This window comes from Actinomycetospora lutea, from assembly GCF_028737205.1.
Taxonomy (GTDB): Bacteria; Actinomycetota; Actinomycetes; order Mycobacteriales; family Pseudonocardiaceae; genus Actinomycetospora; species Actinomycetospora lutea.
Genome location: NZ_JAQZAL010000001.1, coordinates 242,545 through 255,533, shown reverse-complemented (window position 1 = coordinate 255,533; position 12,989 = coordinate 242,545). Strand labels below are relative to the sequence as shown.

The following is a 12,989-nucleotide window of genomic DNA, read 5'->3' as shown; positions in this document are numbered from 1 at the left end:
TCAGCCGACCTCGGCCATGACCTCGTCGGAGGCGTCGAAGTTCGAGTAGACGTTCTGCACGTCGTCGGAGTCCTCGAGCGCGTCGATGATCCGCAGCACCTTGCGGGCGCCGTCGGCGTCGACCTCGACGTTCATCGACGGCACGAACGACACCTCGGAGGAGTCGTAGTCGACGTCGGCCTCCTGCAGCGCGGTGCGGACCGCGACGAGGTCCGAGGGATCGGTGAGCACCTCGAAGTTCTCGCCGTAGTCGTTGACCTCCTCGGCGCCGGCCTCGAGCACGGCGAGCAGCAGGTCGTCCTCGGCGAGCTCGCCGCCGGCCTGCTCCTTGGGGACGATGATGACGCCCTTGCGGGTGAACAGGTAGGCCACCGAGCCCGGGTCGGCCATCGCGCCGCCGTTGCGGTTCATGGCGGTGCGGACCTCGCCCGCGGCGCGGTTCTTGTTGTCGGTGAGGCACTCGACGAGCACGGCGACACCGCCCGGGGCGTAGCCCTCGTAGGTGATGGCCTGGTAGTCGGCCCCGCCCGCCTCGGCGCCCGACCCGCGCTTGACCGCGCGGTCGATGTTGTCGTTGGGGACCGAGGTCTTCTTCGCCTTCTGGATGGCGTCGTAGAGCGTCGGGTTGGCCGCCGGGTCGCCGCCGCCGGTCCGTGCCGCGACCTCGATGTTCTTGATCAGCTTCGCGAACATCTTGCCGCGCTTGGCGTCGATCGCGGCCTTCTTGTGCTTCGTGGTCGCCCACTTGGAGTGGCCGCTCATCGTCTCCCCTTACGTCTCGCGCGTGCCTCGCGGGACATCCCGCGGCGCCGCTCCCGGAGGGTCCGGCCGGCACAGACGGCGGCTGGCGCCGCGCACACTTCCGGCGATCCAGTCTACCGAGGTCCTCACGGCGGCGGAGGGACGGTACGGTGCCGACACGCCTGAGTCCCGATACGATACTCAGCACCCCGGCGAACAGGAGCCCGATGGACGTCACGACGCGCGAGCGCACCCACACCTGGTCCGACCCCCGGACGCTCGCCGCCGCGGCGAGCGGGCGCGACGGGCTGGCGTTCCTGCAGGCCATGGCCGACGGGACGCTCCCGCCACCGCCGATCATGACGCTCGTGGGTGCCGGGGTGGAGTCGGTCGAGCCCGGCCGGGTCGTCTTCACCGTCGAGCCCGCCGAGTACCACTACAACCCCATCGGCTCGGTCCACGGCGGCATCTACGCGACGCTGCTCGACTCGGCGGCCGGCTGCGCCGTGCACAGCACCCTGCCCGCCGGCGTCGGCTACACGAGCCTCGACCTCTCGGTGAAGTTCCTGCGCCGCCTCACCGCCGACTCGGGCACCGCCCGCGCCACCGGCCACGTCGTGCACTCCGGGCGCAGCACCGCGCTCGCGCGCGCCGAGCTCGTCGACGGCCGCGGCCGCCTGGTCGCCGAGGCCACGTCGAGCTGTTTGATCCTCCGCGACTAGGCCGACCCCCCGCGCGACGCCACCGGGCGTGTGGTGGGCTCGACCCGGGTCGGGCCGTCGAGGACGAGGGGTTCGTGCATGGTCGGCAGACGGGTCGCGGCGGCCACCGCACTCCTCGCACTCCTCGCACTCCTCGCGCTGGTCGCCGCGTGCGGCGCGCCCGACCCCGCCCCGCCCGCGGGCCCGCCCGACCCGGCCCGCACGGCGTCGGCCGGCCCGATCGGCGAGCAGGAGCCCGCTCCCGCCGGCGCGGCCACCCAGGCGCTGGTCGCGACCCCCGTGGCGGTCCCGCCCGGGCTCGGCGCCGAGCCGTTCGACACCGCGCGCCGGGCGCTCGTGCCCGCGGGCTGGTCGCTGTCGGTCTGGGCCCGCGTGGACGGCGCCCGCATGGCGGCGTTCGCGCCCGACGGCGCCCTGCTCGTCTCGCGCCCCGGCGCGGGCGAGGTGGTGCGCCTCGTCGCCGGTGCCGGCGGCCCCACGACGACGTCGCTGGTCAGCGGCCTGACACAGCCGCACGGGCTGTGGTTCTCCGGCTCGACGCTCTACGTCGCCGAGAGCGACGCCGTGCGCTCCTACCCCTACGCGGAGGGGCGGCTGGGCTCGCCCACCACGGTGGTCGACGACCTGCCCGACGCGCGCAGCCCCGACCTGCGCGGGGCGTACGCCCACGCGCTCAAGAGCGTCGCCGTCGGCCCGGACGGCGCGGTCTACATCTCGGTCGGCTCGACCGCCAACGTGTCCCCGCAGGACCGGGAGTCGACCCCGCAGCGTGCCGCGATCCTGCGCGTCCCGCCGGGCGGCGGGCCCGCCGAGCCCTACGCGCGCGGCGTCCGCAACGGCACCGGCCTCGCGATCGCCCCGGACGGCGCGGTGTGGACCGCGGTGAACAACCGCGACGACATCCCCTTCCCCTACGACCGGCCCTACGGCGAGAACGACGGCTCCGCCCGCGGGCAGGTCGTCCCCGACTACGTCGACGACCACCCGCCCGAGGAGCTCGCCCGCCTCTACCCCGGGCGCGACGTGGGCTGGCCGTACTGCAACCCCGACCCCGACGTGCAGCCCGGCGTCCCCGGCAGCGCCCTCGACCCGTCCGACGTCCCGTTCGTCGCCGACGCCGAGACCAACCCCGACGGCCGCGCCCTGGACTGCGCGTCGCTGACCCCGGTCGAGCAGACGATGGGCGCCCACTCCGCCCCACTGGGCCTCGCCTTCGGCGCGCTGCCGGCGCCGTACGGGCCGGGCGCGCTGGTCGGGGTGCACGGGTCGTGGAACCGGCAGACACCCCGCGCGCCCGAGGTGTCGTTCTACCCCTGGCGCAACGGGGGGCTCGACGGCCAGCGCACCCTCGTCGGCGGCTTCCAGGCCCCGGACGGCTCGCGCTGGGGCCGCCCGGTGGCCGCGGTGCCCGGCCCCGACGGCGCGGTCTACGTCACCGACGACGGGGCGAACGCGGTGTACCGCCTGGCGCCGCCCGGGCGCTGAGCCCGTCGTCGGTCGTGCCCAACCGTTTGGTCGGCGAGCGCGACGGGCACGACACCACCATGAGTGACCAGATCACCGTGACCCGCACCGTCGACGCCAAGCCCGACCAGCTGTTCGCACTGCTGGCCTCGCCCGGGCGGCACCACGAGTTCGACGGCGCGGGCATGCTGCAGGGCGTCGACGGCAGCGCGACGGTCAGCGGCGTCGGCGACCAGTTCGTCATGAACATGCGCAACGACGCGCTGGGCGACTACCAGATGCTCAACACCGTCACGTCCTTCGAGCAGGACCGCGAGATCGCCTGGGCGCCCCAGCTGCACCCGCTCGACGGCTACACCGACAAGCTCGGCGACGTCACCGCCAAGGGCCACGTCTGGACCTGGAAGCTCGAGCCCTCGGGCCACGGCACCGCGGTCACGCAGGTCTACGACTGGAGCGGCGTGCAGGACGACCAGTTCAAGGGCTTCTTCCCGATGATCACCGAGGACCAGATGACCCGGACGATCGACAAGGTCGCCGACGCCGCGCAGTAGGTCAGTCCGGAGGCGCGGCGCGCCGGGTCCCCGGACCCGGCGTGCTGCGCATCCCGTCGTCGGCGCCGAGGCGGTGGCCGGCGGCGCACTCCGCCACCAGCGCCACGGGCTCCCCGCAGCCCTCGTGGCGCACCACCACGGGCGGCCCGTCGGCGCGGTGGCGGTCGCCGTAGGCCATGAGCGCGAGCAGCACGGGCCGGAGATCCTGACCGGCCTCGGTGAGCCGGTACTCGCGGCGGGTGCGCCGCCCGGGCTCGCGGTACTCGGCGGTCTCCACCAGCCCCGCCTCGGCCAGCACCGCGAGCCGCCGGGTGAGCACGGTCCGCGCGATCCCGAGGTGCGCGACGAGGTCGTCGAACCGGCGCACGCCGTGGAGCAGGTCCCGCACCACGAGCACCGTCCACGGCTCGCCGAGCACGGCCATCGTGCGCGCGATCGAGCAGGCGCCGCTGTCGATGTCGCGCCAGCGCAGGGACGTGGTCATGTCGACACCTTCCTAGAGGGTCCGGCTCCCCTGTCGGCGTGCTCCCCTGAGTGCTCCGTGTCCCGCACGAGCTCGATGCCGCGCGCCAACGTCGCGAGCCGCTCCTGCAGGTCGGCGCCCGCCGGGTAGAGCCGCACGGTCGTGACGCCGGCGTCGCGCCACACCGCCAGCCGCTCGCGCACGCCGTCGTCGGTGCCGATCAGCGTGGTCGCGGCGACCATCGCGCGGGGCACCGCGGCCGCGGCGTCGTCGCGGCGTCCGGCGAGCCACAGCGCCCGGACCTCGGCGGCGACGTCGGCGAAGCCCTGGCGGGCGTAGGCGTCGTGGTAGAAGTTCCGGGTCGCCGACCCCATGCCACCGAGGCTGAACGCGAGGCCCGCGCGCCGCTCGTCGAGCATCGTCGCGAGCTCGTCCTCGTCCCGCGCGAAGGCGATCTCGGCTCCCTGGCACAGGTCGAGGTCGGCGAGCGTGCGCCCGGCGGCCGCGGCGCCCTCGGCGAGCGGGTCGAGCGACGTCGCGGCGCCCTCGGGGACGAAGCTCGTGCCGAGCCAGCCGTCGGCGACCTCGCCGGTCAGGCGCAGCATCTTCGGCGACAGGGTGGCGAGGTAGATCGGGACCGGCCGCTCGGCGGTGACCGACACCCGCATCGGGCGCGCCTCCCCGCCGGGCAGCGGCAGGGTGACGTGCCGGCCGTCGTGGGTGACCTTCTCCCCCGCCATCACGCGGCGGACGACCGCGACAGTCTCGCGCATCCGGCCCAGCGGGTGGGCGAACGGCACCCCGTGCAGCCCCTCGAGCACCTGCGGCCCGGAGCTGCCGAGCCCGAGCAGGAAGCGGCCCTGCGACATCATCTGCAGGGTCAGGGCGGTCTGCGCGACGAGGGCGGGCGAGCGCGTGCCCACCTGCACGACCCCGGAGCCGAGCAGCATCCGCTCGGTGCGCGCGGCGAGGTAGCCCAGCGGCGACGGCGCGTCGGAGCCCCACGCCTCGGCGACCCAGCAGGCGTCGAGCCCGAGCCGTTCGGCCTCGACGACGAAGTCGACGGTCTCGGCCCACGACGCCCCGGAGGCCTCGATCGTGGTGGCGGTGCGCATCAGGCCTCGGCGCGTTCCTTGATCCCGGCGAGGGTGCGCTCGATGCTCGCCCGCCACTCGCGCAGGCGGCCGGCGACGATCCGCTCCTCCTTGTCGGGCATGCGCTCGATGACCGCGGTCAGGTTGGACGGACCGGGCCCCATCTGCGCCCACTGGCGCAGCTCGGTGCCGCCCTCGACCGGGGTGAGCGTGAAGCGCCAGACCGCGGTCGGGTTCTCGGTGTCCATCACCGCCCAGGCGAAGCGGCGCGCCTCGTCGCACTCGACGACGGTCGAGACGGTCTCCCACTCGCCGGCCTGCGGGTGGGCGTTGCGGCCGCGGAAGCGGTGCCCGACCGCCGGCGCGTCGCCCTCCCCCGGCCCGTCGGGTGCGGGGAGCCAGTGCGCCTCCTGCAGCTCCTCGGAGGTGTCGGCGACGACGCCGATGTCCCGCACGAACGGCCACACCCGGGCGAGCGGCGCCGCGATGTGGACTTCGGCCTCGACGGTCGGGCGGTCCGCGTAGCGCATCGGCCGAGCCTAGCGCCGCTGAGTACGTGCCCGATATCCAGCGTTTCCCCGTGAGCGCTTTCCGGGGCTATGGCCCCCGAAAGCGCTCACGGAGGGAGGCCAGGGCCTCCACGGTCTCGGTGGTACGGGCGGGGTCGGCGGTGGTCTGCACCATGAGCGCGAGGCGCCGCAGGCCCGTCGCCGCGGCGGTCCGCTCCATGTGCTCGGCGACGTCCTCGACCGTGCCGACGGGGTGCAGCCCGCACAGCAGGTCGGTGTAGGCGACGGGATCGCGCAGGGTCCGCGGGGCGCCGTCGGCGCGCACGTGGCCCGCGAGCCCCGGGCCGAGCCAGGTCGGCAGGGCCTCGCGCACCGCCCGCCGCGCCTGCGCCCGGGTGTCCGCGACGTGCGCGATCCCCACGCCGACGTGCTCGCCGGCGCGCCCCGCCCGCGCGTCCCAGCGGCGCACCATGGCGCCCCGCTCGGCGTCGTCGGCGTGCATCCCGAGCAGCAGGGGCAGGTCGCGGTCGGCGGCGAGGTCGACGGTGGCCCCCGAGGTCGCCGCCACCCGCACCGGCGGCCCCCCGGGCGTCGCCGGGCGCGGCACGACCGCCACCTCGGGGAACGCCAGCACGGGCCCCGCACCCGCGACCGTCGGCGCCCGCCACGCCCCGAGCAGCGCGTCCAGCTCCTCGGCCAGGCCCCGCTCGAAGCGCGCCGTCCCCCCGCCCTGCACCACGAGCTCGCGCCACGGACCGCCCCGCCCGACGCCGAGCGTGAAGCGGCCCGGCGCCAACTGGTCGAGCATCGCGGCCTGCTCGGCGAGCGCCACCGGGTGCGCGACCGGCAGGACGCTCACCGCCGTCCCCACGCCGATCCGGGGCGTCGCCGCGAGCAGGTGCCCCGCGAGCGTCGTCGCCGAGGGGCAGACGCCGTAGGAGACGAAGTGGTGCTCGGCGAGCCAGACGTCGTCGAGGCCCAGGCGGTCGGCGAGCACGGCGAGCCGAACGGTCTCCGCGAGCGCCTCGCCGTGGCCGCGGCCGGGCCACTGGGGGGAGATCAGGAAGAGCCCGAGACGGACGGTGCCTGCACATGCATCGCCACGCATGACTTAGAGTAACCACTCGTTCGGCGCAGCGTCACGAGAGGGGTCGCGGGTGAAGGTCGCGTTCGTCGGCAAGGGCGGGAGCGGGAAGACCACCTGCGCCTCGCTGTTCGCGCTCCGGGCGGCCGCCGCCGGCGCCCCGGTGCTGGCGCTGGACGCCGACATCAACCAGAACCTCGCCGTGGCCCTGGGCGCGTCCGAGGAGGACGCGGCCGGCCTCCCGACCCTGCCCGGGCACCTGGGCCTGATCAAGGAGTGGCTGCGCGGCGACAACCCGCGCATCCCGTCGGCCGACCAGATGATCAAGACGACGCCGCCCGGGCGCGGCTCGCGGCTGCTGCGCGTCGTCGAGGACAACCCGGTCTACGACGCCGCCGTCCGCGAGGTCGTGCCCTGTGTGCGGCTCGGCCTGGCCGGGGCGTTCGACGAGGCCGACCTGGGCGTCGCCTGCTTCCACGCCAAGACCGGCGCCGTGGAGCTGCTGCTGGGCCACCTGGTCGACGGCCCGGGCGAGTACGTCGTCGTCGACATGACCGCCGGCGCCGACGCCTTCGCCTCCGGCCTGTTCACCCGCTTCGACCTGACGTTCCTGGTCTGCGAGCCGACCCTGCGCTCGGTCGGCGTGTACCGCCAGTACGCCGGCTACGCCCGCGACTTCGGCGTGCGCCTGGCCGTCGTCGGCAACAAGGTGGCCGACGACGCCGACGCCGCGTTCCTGCGCGACGAGGTCGGCGACGACCTCCTCGGCCTGCTGGGCCGGTCCGCCCACGTCCGCGCCGGCGACCGCGGCGCCCCGCGCGACGTCGCGGGCCTCGAGGAGGCGAACGCCACGGTGCTCGACGATCTGCGCGCCGCGGTCGACGCCGTGCCCAAGGACTGGGAGCGCTACCAGGCCGACGCCGTCGCCATGCACCTGCGCAACGCGCGGGCCTGGGCCGGCTCCGCGCTCGCCGAGCAGATCGACCCGGACTTCGTCCCGGCTCCCGTCCCGCTGTGAACCCGTCACGACCTGGAGGTCAGACCATGTCCCTGGACGTCTCCCCCGAGCTGCTCGACAGCGCCGCGCGCGGCGAGGTGACCGACGCCGCGTTCGTCGACTGCGTGCGCACCTCGCTGCCCTACGCGTGGACGGTCATCTCCTCGACCGTCGCCGACCTCGAGCTCTCCGACGGCGAGCTCGCCGACCACGAGGTCCCGCCGCCGAGCGAGGCCGAGCGCGGCCAGCTGCTCCGCGCGCTCGCCTCCGACGCGATCCGCGGCGGCCTCGAACGGCACTTCGGCGTCACGCTCGCCTTCCAGAACTGCCACCGCGTCGCGGCGTTCCGCCCGGAGGCGGTGGACGGCGCGACCTACCGCGAGTTCACCTCGCCGCGCGGGCAGCTGCTCAACCAGTCGCCGGAGCTGCGGGACTGCTGATGCCGACGTGCGGGATCTCCCGAGCGACAGCTCGGGAGATCACGCAGGGGCGACGTCACGCACCTGGCGCAGGAACAGGTCGTGCAGGCGGGCGTCGCCGGTCTGCTCGGGGTGGAACGCGGTGGCGATCACCGGCCCCTGGCGGACGGCGACGACCTTGCCCGACGCCGGCCCGGGCACCGAGCCCGGGACGCGGGCCAGCACCTCGACGCCGCGTCCCGTCGACTCGACCCACGGCGCGCGGATGAACACCGCCCGCACCGGGCCGCCCGCGACGCCGGTGACCGCGAGGTCGGTCTCGAACGACTGCACCTGGCGGCCGAACGCGTTGCGGCGCACCGTGATGTCGAGCGCGCCGAGCTGGTGCTGGTCGGGCCGGGCGTCGACGGCCTCGCGCGCCAGCAGGATCATCCCGGCGCACGAGCCGAACGCCGGCATCCCGGCCCGCAGGCGCTCGCGCAGCGGCTCCAGCAGCTCGAACGCCTCGAGGAGCTTCGAGAGCGTCGTCGACTCCCCGCCCGGGAGCACCAGCCCGGCGACCTCGGCGAGCTCCGCGGGACGGCGCACCGGCCGTGCGTCCGCCCCGCACGCCCGCAGGGCGTCGAGGTGCTCGGGGACGTTGCCCTGCAGGGCCAGGACGCCGACGGGTGCGCTCACGGCTCCAGTCTAGGAACGGTTCAGCGCGGCATGACGAGTCGCAGCACACGCTGGGTGGCCGACGTGGCCGCGTGGCTCCAGGCGCTGATCGGCGCGGTCACCACGGACTTCGCGCCCCGGCTCCACGCGTCGATGGGGGCCTCGGCGATCGAGGTCGCGGCCCGCGTCCAGGCCGTGATCGGGGACAGCGCCACCGCGGTGACGCCCTCGTTCCAGGCCTTCACCGGCGTCTCGACGTAGATCCGCACGGCCCGGGCCCAGACCTCGATCGGTGTCAGGGGTCGGTTGCTCATGGCCCCGACGCTACGGACCGAGCAGCCCCGGCCGGGCCCGGCGGACCCCCGGGTCGCGACCGGCGCACGGCCCTGCGTCATCCGGCGGCCACCAGCCGGGTGACCGCCCCGGCCCCGTGGCCCGCGGCGAGCAGCGGCTCCCGCACGTCGTGCTCGAGGTCGGGCCGGTGGCCGGCGAGCAGGTCGGCGGGCCCGTCGACGGCGACGCCGCCGAGCGCCGCCGGGAGCAGGACCGACCGCCCGCGGCCCAGGCTCTCGGCGTGGTCGCCGACCCGCAGGCACACCGGCGCGCCGACGTTGGTCAGCACGGTGGCCGAGGTGACCCCGATCGTCGCGCGGCGGGCGATGCGCCAGCGGTCGAGCGCGAAGTACGGGCCGGCGGTGAGCACCACCCGCGAGACGCCGTCGTCGACGTCCACGGCGAGCCCCGGGCGGAACTCGGGGCGGGGCTCGGGGTCCCACTGCGCGAGCAGCGCCTCGATGTTCGCCCGCTGCTGCGCGGGCGGCACCGGCGAGCCGTCCTCCATGTGCCACGGCATCGCGTGCTGCACGACGTCGGAGGTCTGCTCGATCTCGTGCACGAGCGTGTCGGGACCGAAGGAGTGCAGCGTCCCGCCCGGCACGTAGATCGTCTCGCCGGCGCGCACCGGGAGCCGGCGCAGGACCGCGTCGTGGTCGCCGTCGAGCAGCGCCGCGCGCAGCTCGTCGACGTCGACGCCGGGCCGGGTGCCGCACAGGGCGGTGGCCCCGGGGGCGGCCTCGAGGACGTGCCACGCCTCGGTCTTGCCCGTCGGGGTGCCCTCGAGCCGCTGCGCGGTGGCGTCGTCGGCGTGCAGGTGCACCGGCAGGGTGCGGTGCGCGTCGATGGTCTTGGTCAGGAACGGGAACACGTCGTCACGCCGGCCGGGCCCCAGCACCTCGTCGGGCCACGTCCGCACCACGTCGCGCAGCGACCGCCCCGTCAGGGGCCCGGCGACGACCACCGAGGCCATCCCGTCGACGTCGCTGGCCTCCCACGCCTCGGCCACGCGCCCCGGCGGCAGGTCGTCGCGCCCGAGGCGCTCGACGATCGCCCGGCCCCCGAACACGTGCGACGCGACGGGTGTGGTCAGGTGCAGCGGGAGCCAGCCGGTCACGGGATCGGTGTCCCGCCGGTTGACATCAGGTGCTCGTGGCCGGGGTGCTCCTGGTGGTGGCCGCGCACGGCGACTCCTCCCGCTCGGGGACTGCCGTCACCGGCAGGGGTCACCGATCGGGGCGCCGCGCATGCGGCGGGGTGGCGTCAGCCCGTGCCGGGGTCGCCGAAGCGGGCGCGGTACTCGTCGACGTGCTGCGAGGCGCACATCCGCTCCTCGTGCTGGCCCTGGGCCTGCGCCATGCACTCGTCGAGCGTGAGGCCCTCGCCGAAGGTGCCGATGCCGAGCAGGCCGGGCACGACGATCCACGCGCCGACGACGAACCCGACCAGGGCGAGCACGAAGCCGCCGAGCGACATCGCCCCGCTGCGCCGGGGGTCGTGGAAGGCGCGCCGCGAGCCGATGAACCCGACGACCAGGCCGAGCAGCCCCAGCCCGACGCCGGGCCAGCCCAGCCAGCACGTGCCGACCGCGAGCAGGCCCAGGGCCAGCGCGGCGGTCCCGAGGCCGCCGTCGCGCTCACGGTCGTCGCGGCGGCCCTGCTGGGCGGGGGGCTGCGGGGCGGACGTCATGGCGCGATCGTGCCAGGCGCTCACTCGGCGGCGTTCGGGTACCGCTCGTTGAACTCGGCGAGGTGCTGCGACTTGCACATGTGCATCTCGCGGGCCGACGTGGACTGCGCCATGCACTGGTCGAGGGTCAGCCCGTCGCCGAACCCGCCGGAGCCGAACAGCGTCGGCCACACGATGATCGCGCCGGCGATCAGCCCGACGAGCCCGGTGACGAGACCGCCGAGCGAGGCGGCGCCGTCGGTCGCGAGGTCGTGGAACGCGCGGCGCGCGCCCAGGTAGCCCGCGACGACGGCGGGCAGGCCGAGGACCACGCCCGCCCAGCCCGTCCAGCACGTCGCGGCGGCGAGCAGGCCCAGCACCAGGGCCGGGGTGCCCATGCCGTTGCGCGTGGCCGGCTCCTCGACCGGCTCCTGCTCGGCGGGCCGGCGGCGGGCCGCCTGGGGCGGGGCCTGGGCCGGCGGAGGGGCCTGGTGTGCGTGGGGGGTCTCGGGCCCGACGGCGCGCATCGTCTCGGTCCGCGCCTCGGGATCGACCGGGGAGCCGTGCGACGTGGTCATCGCCCGCATCGTGCCACGCACGCGGGCGGGGCTCACCAGCCGCGCGTCGCGAGCCGCTCGTGCTCGGGCATGTCGGACGTCGTGCGCCCGACCATCGCCTCGCCCAGGCCCGCCGACACCTTGGCGATGACGTCGGGGTCGTCGTGGAACGTGGTCGCCCGCACGATCGCCTCGGCGCGCCGGGCCGGGTCGCCGGACTTGAAGATGCCCGAGCCGACGAAGACGCCCTCGGCGCCCAGCTGCATCATCATCGCCGCGTCGGCCGGGGTGGCGATGCCGCCGGCGGTGAACAGGACGACGGGCAGGCGCCCGGCCTCGGCCACCTCCTGGACGAGCGTCACCGGCGCCCGCAGCTCCTTGGCCGCGGCGTAGAGCTCCTGGGGGTCCATCCGCGTCAGCGCGCGGATCTCCGAGCGGATCGCCCGCATGTGCCGCGTCGCCTCGACGACGTTGCCGGTGCCGGCCTCGCCCTTCGAGCGGATCATCGCCGCGCCCTCGGCCAGGCGCCGCAAGGCCTCGCCGAGGTTGGTCGCACCGCAGACGAACGGCACGGTGAACGCCCACTTGTCGATGTGGTGGGCCTCGTCGGCCGGGGTGAGCACCTCGGACTCGTCGACGTAGTCGACGCCCAGGGACTGGAGCACCTGGGCCTCGACGAAGTGCCCGATCCGCGCCTTGGCCATCACGGGGATGGAGACGGCCTCGACGATGCCGGAGATCATGTCGGGGTCGGACATGCGGGCCACGCCGCCGTCGGCGCGGATGTCGGCCGGGACGCGCTCGAGCGCCATGACGGCGACGGCGCCGGCGTCCTCGGCGATCTTCGCCTGCTCCGGCGTGACGACGTCCATGATCACGCCGCCCTTGAGCATGTCGGCGAGGCCGCGCTTGACCCCTCCGGTGCCGGTGGCGGGGGCGGTGTCGGGCCTGGTCACGGTGGTCCTCCGGTGGTGCACTTCTCGACGGCTGTGTCGGTCGCGACGTCCTGCCCGATCGTACGTCCGTCAGGCGGGCGTGAGGCGTGACGCGGTGCACCCTTCAGCGCAGTGCCTCCATCATCGCCAGGAGCTCGGCCCAGACCCGGTCCAGGGCGTCGGGCTCGTCGGTGACCGCGAGCCACAGCGCGGCCTCGTTCATCGCCCCGCCCAGCAGGTGGGCCAGCGGCTCGACCGGGCGCGGCGCGAGCACGCCGCGGGCCACGAGCGTCTCGAGGGCCTCGACGAGGTGGCGCCCCGAGGTGGCCTCGTCCACCGCGCGCCACTCGGACCACCCCAGCACGGCCGGCCCGTCGACGAGCGCGATCCGGGCCACCGCCGGGTCGGTGCTCGCCACCAGGAAGGCCCGGCTCCCGGCCGTGAACTGCGCCCACGGGTCGTCCCCCTGCTCCCGCGCGGCCGCGACCACCGCCGCGGCGACCCCGTCCGCGACGTCGGCGAGCACCGCGCGGAACAGGTCGGTCTTGCCGTCGAACTGGTGGTAGAGCGCGCCCTTGGTGACGCCCGCCGCGGCGACGATCTCGGCGAGGCCGACGTCGCCGTAGCCCCGCGTGGCGAACAGCGCCCGCGCCTGCTCGACGAGGGCCCGGCGCGTGCGCTCCCGCTGCTCGACCCGGACCCCGGCCACGGCACTGCCTCCCACCACGTGCTCCCACCACTTGACGTACCGATGGTACGTCAGCATCCTTCACGTACCAACGGTACGCGAAA

17 protein-coding genes are annotated in these 12,989 nt (G+C 75.4%); 5 read left to right on the top strand and 12 right to left on the bottom strand.

Features of this window, described 5'->3' with window-relative positions; translation table 11 throughout:
- Positions 1-762, bottom strand: coding sequence for a YebC/PmpR family DNA-binding transcriptional regulator (locus PHK61_RS01330; RefSeq protein WP_274279158.1), 762 nt, complete (start codon positions 760-762; stop codon positions 1-3).
- A gap of 206 nt (positions 763-968) precedes the next feature.
- On the opposite strand from PHK61_RS01330, the gene PHK61_RS01325 reads away from it, so the two are divergent.
- The 3 genes from PHK61_RS01325 to PHK61_RS01315 all read left to right on the top strand — a co-directional run bounded on the left by PHK61_RS01325 (position 969) and on the right by PHK61_RS01315 (position 3,481).
- A complete protein-coding gene (locus PHK61_RS01325; RefSeq protein WP_274279157.1) occupies positions 969-1,463 on the top strand; it encodes a PaaI family thioesterase in 495 nt (164 codons plus the stop codon).
- A gap of 78 nt (positions 1,464-1,541) precedes the next feature.
- Entirely contained in the window at positions 1,542-2,948 is a 1,407-nt protein-coding gene (locus tag PHK61_RS01320) for a PQQ-dependent sugar dehydrogenase (RefSeq protein WP_274279156.1), read from the top strand.
- Positions 2,949-3,007: 59 nt separating this feature from the next.
- Positions 3,008-3,481, top strand: a complete 474-nt coding sequence (locus PHK61_RS01315; protein ID WP_274279155.1) for an SRPBCC family protein — start codon at positions 3,008-3,010, stop codon at positions 3,479-3,481.
- A gap of 1 nt (position 3,482) precedes the next feature.
- Here PHK61_RS01315 and PHK61_RS01310 read toward each other — a convergent pair whose 3' ends face one another.
- The 4 genes from PHK61_RS01310 to PHK61_RS01295 all read right to left on the bottom strand — a co-directional run bounded on the left by PHK61_RS01310 (position 3,483) and on the right by PHK61_RS01295 (position 6,655).
- Entirely contained in the window at positions 3,483-3,965 is a 483-nt protein-coding gene (locus PHK61_RS01310; RefSeq protein ID WP_274279154.1) for a winged helix-turn-helix transcriptional regulator, read from the bottom strand.
- Positions 3,962-5,059 (bottom strand): LLM class flavin-dependent oxidoreductase, encoded by a 1,098-nt coding sequence (locus tag PHK61_RS01305; protein WP_274279153.1) that lies wholly within the window; start codon positions 5,057-5,059, stop codon positions 3,962-3,964. Before PHK61_RS01305 ends, PHK61_RS01310 begins: the two co-directional genes overlap by 4 nt.
- A complete protein-coding gene (locus PHK61_RS01300; RefSeq protein WP_274279152.1) occupies positions 5,059-5,568 on the bottom strand; it encodes an SRPBCC family protein in 510 nt (169 codons plus the stop codon). The genes PHK61_RS01305 and PHK61_RS01300 overlap by 1 nt, the downstream gene beginning before the upstream one ends.
- 67 nt (positions 5,569-5,635) lie before the next feature.
- On the bottom strand, positions 5,636-6,655 hold the full coding sequence (locus tag PHK61_RS01295) for an LLM class flavin-dependent oxidoreductase (RefSeq protein ID WP_274279151.1): 1,020 nt from the start codon (positions 6,653-6,655) through the stop codon (positions 5,636-5,638).
- Positions 6,656-6,704: 49 nt separating this feature from the next.
- Between PHK61_RS01295 and PHK61_RS01290 the strand changes: the two genes are divergently transcribed.
- The gene (locus PHK61_RS01290) at positions 6,705-7,649 is read left to right on the top strand and encodes an ATP-binding protein (RefSeq protein ID WP_274279150.1); all 945 of its coding nucleotides are present in this window, start codon (positions 6,705-6,707) and stop codon (positions 7,647-7,649) included.
- A 26-nt stretch (positions 7,650-7,675) separates the two neighbouring features.
- Positions 7,676-8,068: an SCO5389 family protein gene (locus PHK61_RS01285; protein ID WP_274279149.1), complete on the top strand. Its 393-nt coding sequence runs from the start codon at positions 7,676-7,678 to the stop codon at positions 8,066-8,068.
- A 39-nt stretch (positions 8,069-8,107) separates the two neighbouring features.
- Here the strand turns inward: PHK61_RS01285 and pdxT are convergent, their stop codons facing one another.
- The 7 genes from pdxT to PHK61_RS01250 all read right to left on the bottom strand — a co-directional run bounded on the left by pdxT (position 8,108) and on the right by PHK61_RS01250 (position 12,963).
- Positions 8,108-8,725 carry a pyridoxal 5'-phosphate synthase glutaminase subunit PdxT gene (pdxT, locus tag PHK61_RS01280; protein ID WP_274279148.1) on the bottom strand — a complete coding sequence of 206 codons (618 nt, stop codon included), beginning with the start codon at positions 8,723-8,725 and terminating at the stop codon, positions 8,108-8,110.
- A gap of 20 nt (positions 8,726-8,745) precedes the next feature.
- Complete coding sequence (locus PHK61_RS01275) at positions 8,746-9,018, bottom strand: hypothetical protein (RefSeq protein ID WP_274279147.1); 273 nt, start codon at positions 9,016-9,018, stop codon at positions 8,746-8,748.
- A 77-nt stretch (positions 9,019-9,095) separates the two neighbouring features.
- Positions 9,096-10,154, bottom strand: coding sequence for a class I mannose-6-phosphate isomerase (locus PHK61_RS01270; RefSeq protein ID WP_274279146.1), 1,059 nt, complete (start codon positions 10,152-10,154; stop codon positions 9,096-9,098).
- Between the two features lie 146 nt (positions 10,155-10,300).
- Positions 10,301-10,726 (bottom strand): hypothetical protein, encoded by a 426-nt coding sequence (locus tag PHK61_RS01265; RefSeq protein ID WP_274279145.1) that lies wholly within the window; start codon positions 10,724-10,726, stop codon positions 10,301-10,303.
- A gap of 20 nt (positions 10,727-10,746) precedes the next feature.
- Entirely contained in the window at positions 10,747-11,283 is a 537-nt protein-coding gene (locus tag PHK61_RS01260; protein WP_274279144.1) for a hypothetical protein, read from the bottom strand.
- Positions 11,284-11,315: 32 nt separating this feature from the next.
- Positions 11,316-12,218 (bottom strand): pyridoxal 5'-phosphate synthase lyase subunit PdxS, encoded by a 903-nt coding sequence (pdxS, locus tag PHK61_RS01255; protein ID WP_274279143.1) that lies wholly within the window; start codon positions 12,216-12,218, stop codon positions 11,316-11,318.
- Between the two features lie 103 nt (positions 12,219-12,321).
- On the bottom strand, positions 12,322-12,963 hold the full coding sequence (locus PHK61_RS01250; RefSeq protein WP_274279142.1) for a TetR/AcrR family transcriptional regulator: 642 nt from the start codon (positions 12,961-12,963) through the stop codon (positions 12,322-12,324).
- Positions 12,964-12,989: the final 26 nt, after the last annotated feature.

Excerpts from the sequence above, each read along its gene's own strand:
- PHK61_RS01330 (WP_274279158.1), bottom strand. The coding sequence starts at position 762 with ATGAGCGGCCACTCCAAGTGGGCGACCACGAAGCACAAGAAGGCCGCG.
- PHK61_RS01275 (WP_274279147.1), bottom strand. The coding sequence starts at position 9,018 with ATGAGCAACCGACCCCTGACACCGATCGAGGTCTGGGCCCGGGCCGTG.
- PHK61_RS01310 (WP_274279154.1), bottom strand. The coding sequence starts at position 3,965 with ATGACCACGTCCCTGCGCTGGCGCGACATCGACAGCGGCGCCTGCTCG.
- PHK61_RS01315 (WP_274279155.1), top strand. The coding sequence starts at position 3,008 with ATGAGTGACCAGATCACCGTGACCCGCACCGTCGACGCCAAGCCCGAC.
- PHK61_RS01295 (WP_274279151.1), bottom strand. The coding sequence starts at position 6,655 with ATGCGTGGCGATGCATGTGCAGGCACCGTCCGTCTCGGGCTCTTCCTG.
- PHK61_RS01320 (WP_274279156.1), top strand. The coding sequence starts at position 1,542 with ATGGTCGGCAGACGGGTCGCGGCGGCCACCGCACTCCTCGCACTCCTC.
- PHK61_RS01250 (WP_274279142.1), bottom strand. The coding sequence starts at position 12,963 with ATGCTGACGTACCATCGGTACGTCAAGTGGTGGGAGCACGTGGTGGGA.
- PHK61_RS01300 (WP_274279152.1), bottom strand. The coding sequence starts at position 5,568 with ATGCGCTACGCGGACCGCCCGACCGTCGAGGCCGAAGTCCACATCGCG.
- PHK61_RS01325 (WP_274279157.1), top strand. The coding sequence starts at position 969 with ATGGACGTCACGACGCGCGAGCGCACCCACACCTGGTCCGACCCCCGG.
- PHK61_RS01260 (WP_274279144.1), bottom strand. The coding sequence starts at position 11,283 with ATGACCACGTCGCACGGCTCCCCGGTCGATCCCGAGGCGCGGACCGAG.
- PHK61_RS01285 (WP_274279149.1), top strand. The coding sequence starts at position 7,676 with ATGTCCCTGGACGTCTCCCCCGAGCTGCTCGACAGCGCCGCGCGCGGC.
- PHK61_RS01305 (WP_274279153.1), bottom strand. The coding sequence starts at position 5,059 with ATGCGCACCGCCACCACGATCGAGGCCTCCGGGGCGTCGTGGGCCGAG.
- PHK61_RS01265 (WP_274279145.1), bottom strand. The coding sequence starts at position 10,726 with ATGACGTCCGCCCCGCAGCCCCCCGCCCAGCAGGGCCGCCGCGACGAC.